The 2,670-nt window shown below is 50.6% G+C and carries 2 protein-coding genes and 1 pseudogene; 1 reads left to right on the plus strand and 2 read right to left on the minus strand.

Features of this window, described 5'->3' with window-relative positions; all coding sequences use genetic code 11:
• The first annotated feature begins 223 nt into the window (after positions 1-223).
• Positions 224-538: a helix-turn-helix transcriptional regulator gene (locus D8U70_RS01590; RefSeq protein WP_122746724.1), complete on the plus strand. Its 315-nt coding sequence runs from the start codon at positions 224-226 to the stop codon at positions 536-538.
• A 433-nt stretch (positions 539-971) separates the two neighbouring features.
• Here D8U70_RS01590 and D8U70_RS01595 read toward each other — a convergent pair whose 3' ends face one another.
• Together D8U70_RS01595 and D8U70_RS27695 are read right to left on the minus strand one after the other, a co-directional pair.
• A complete protein-coding gene (locus D8U70_RS01595) occupies positions 972-1,430 on the minus strand; it encodes a hypothetical protein (protein ID WP_122746725.1) in 459 nt (152 codons plus the stop codon).
• 47 nt (positions 1,431-1,477) lie between these two features.
• Positions 1,478-2,670, minus strand: a pseudogene (locus D8U70_RS27695) (hypothetical protein); the annotation flags it as partial.

The following is a 2,670-nucleotide window of genomic DNA, read 5'->3' on the forward strand; positions in this document are numbered from 1 at the left end:
TTTGGCCACCTGGTAATGCTGGTCGCCCAGGCTGACCAGAGACAGGTTGCCGCCGCTCTTGATTTCGCTGCCGACCTGGGTGGGGAAACGGGGATAGACCACGTTTTGGAGTGCCTTCTAAACGTGGTCTGTCCCCATTTACCCCGGCGGTGCTGGCGATGACGTTGATGTCGCGACCGGCATCGAGCCTCAGGTCGCCGCCGCCTTTTACGCTTGACTCCAATTGAAAGGTCTGTCCCCGTTTATCCCGTCAGTGCACGTTAATCAGATTCGGCGTTATGAGGCAGGGACGGCGCAACCAACCTTAGAAGCCCTAATTCGGCTTGCTCAGGCTCTGCACGTCAGTTTGGATGATTTGGTATTCGCTGAAGGAGAACGCGGGCCGTCCGACGACTTGCGCCTCCGCTTTGAGGCCGTCAGCCATATGCCCGAAGCCGAGAAATCAGTGATCAAGGCACTGCTCGACGGGATGATTCTTAAGTACCAGGCATCAAAAGTCATGGGGGCGGATAACAGCAGCCGACCACCCAATGCGTAATCAAAAAAAAGGGCCGATCTGAAAGAGTAAACCGGCCCCCCATACTTCGCTGCTGCGTATAGCAAAAGCTATACGCCATACGTCAGTGTTTATCGGGTGAAACCTGCATTTCGTATTACAAGTGTGTAGCAGCACCTAAAAGACATAAACCGGACAACTAATTGATACATATAGAAAATATCCACCTCGCAAGAGCTGCGTGTTGTGGATTGAGATTTTGCTCCTGTTAAGGGGCGAAAAATCATGCTCAAAAAGGGCGTATTGAGCAGCTAGACCGTAGGTCGTCAGGGTGGGTGCAAAAGGGATGCAACTTAACTGCAGAACGGATGCAAATAGGATGCAAGAAGGCGGCAAAACGGATGCAGATAGGGTGCAAAAACACCGGCGCAAGGCCGGTGTCGAAAGTGTCAGATCAAGTTGAAACTTCTACAACTCACCAAACCTCATGGGTCTCGGCTCTGTAATTATTTTCAATACGCTCAACAAGCAATGGTGCACTGATAATTCCTCTTGTGGAATGCTTCAGCTCTTCCGAGCTAATCTCCCTCTCCAGCCGAAGTGCTTCGCTTCCATTCCATAGCCAAATAGAGCCTCCCGGCCCGCCATTCCTGGAACGGAACGTAGGAAACACTTGTAACCTTTCGGGAACCGGAACATTTGCCACAACGGATAGAAGGCCTTGATTTACCGCACTTTGAACAACAAAAAATGCGGAAAATTGTGGTTCACCATCAACAACAACCGAAAAATCTTTTGGTTTCTCATTATGAAATCCGGGGAAAATACGTATTAAAAAACCAAATTCCGGATGTTTATGAGTAACTTGCGCATATGCGACACCCTGCGAGGTTAACACCTGCAAAATGTCGCCCAGCTTCACCTTCTTAGCCATTTAAAATCCTTCATATCCAGCTTTTTTTAGCAGCTCGGCGCCGCGTATCAAACCCTGCTCATACTTAGTCGGGTTTTGACAGACGATATAGAGTTAATCTTATTGATTAACGTGCCGCCATCTTTACCAAGGCCATGGTAGTCGATCAGTGTTTGCTCGACTGCCCGTGCGTCAGCACGTGAAAGGTTCTGTAAACCCTCTATTCTGTCAATTGTGATGCCTTTTTCTCTGAGGTGAGCTTGACCGCGCTTAACTATATCGTCGGTTATTCCAACATAACGAGTCACGCCATCAACAACACAGTTATAAACACAGGTCTTTCCGCCTATAGAGGCAACTTCACCTGCGCCTTTTGCATCAACCCACTTTCCTTCAACCCACTCGACAGCTTTCCCACCAATGTGAGCAGTCAAGAGTCCGGTAACAGCGTCAAAAGCCATACCACCCAATTCCTGGGCGGAGGCAGTCGCTACTTTATCAAATTCTTTTTCCAGCGTATGCGACGGGATCGGACTGGTTATCCAATCCTTAAACCCCAGAGCTAGCCCGCCAATACCGTTTGCGATTGCACCAATCGTGTCAAAAGGTGATGAGACGGCATTCCAGAAGGATTCCGCTGTTTTGACTGCCCCACCTGGCCATGCAGCAACTATTTCACGAACGCTAGTACCCCCTTCTCTGGCCAGAAATCCCGGATCCAGCGAAGGAGGGTAAACAGTCGTAAGCTCTTTTGGGTCAATGCCTGCAAAATAATTGGCCTTGGCGGCATTGTATTGCTCAAGCGTCCATCCTTCTTGTAGTGCTTGTAGCTGAATCTTGCGCCCGAACTCCTCCATATCACGTTGTCTTTCGGCATCCAATGCCGCTGTTGCCCGGGTGATATTGTCCCGGCACCCTTGAGCGCCATCTCCCGAACCACAAGCTGCTCGAGCTCTATCCGCCGCGACAACGTCTCTATGTAACAGCCAGTTGTACTGAGTGGCATTCTTCGCAATATTTGCACCCTGCTGCAGATCACCATCCACTGCTGCGGCAGCAACGAGCCCGGTTAGCTGCGACATCATCAAGTGCAACTGATCATTGCCACCAGCGAATTTCACAAGGACATTCATCGCCGCTTCGTTCAACCCGGCAGCCGCCGCACCAGTAGCAAAATCCCCACCCATCGCCTCGGAAAGCAAGCCCCCCATCAGCGCATGCGCGACAACTTTTACTACGCCACCTTCCGGGAACTTGATCG

This window comes from Pseudomonas sp. Sample_20 (genome assembly GCF_004307585.1).
GTDB lineage: Bacteria > Pseudomonadota > Gammaproteobacteria > Pseudomonadales > Pseudomonadaceae > Aquipseudomonas > Aquipseudomonas atacamensis.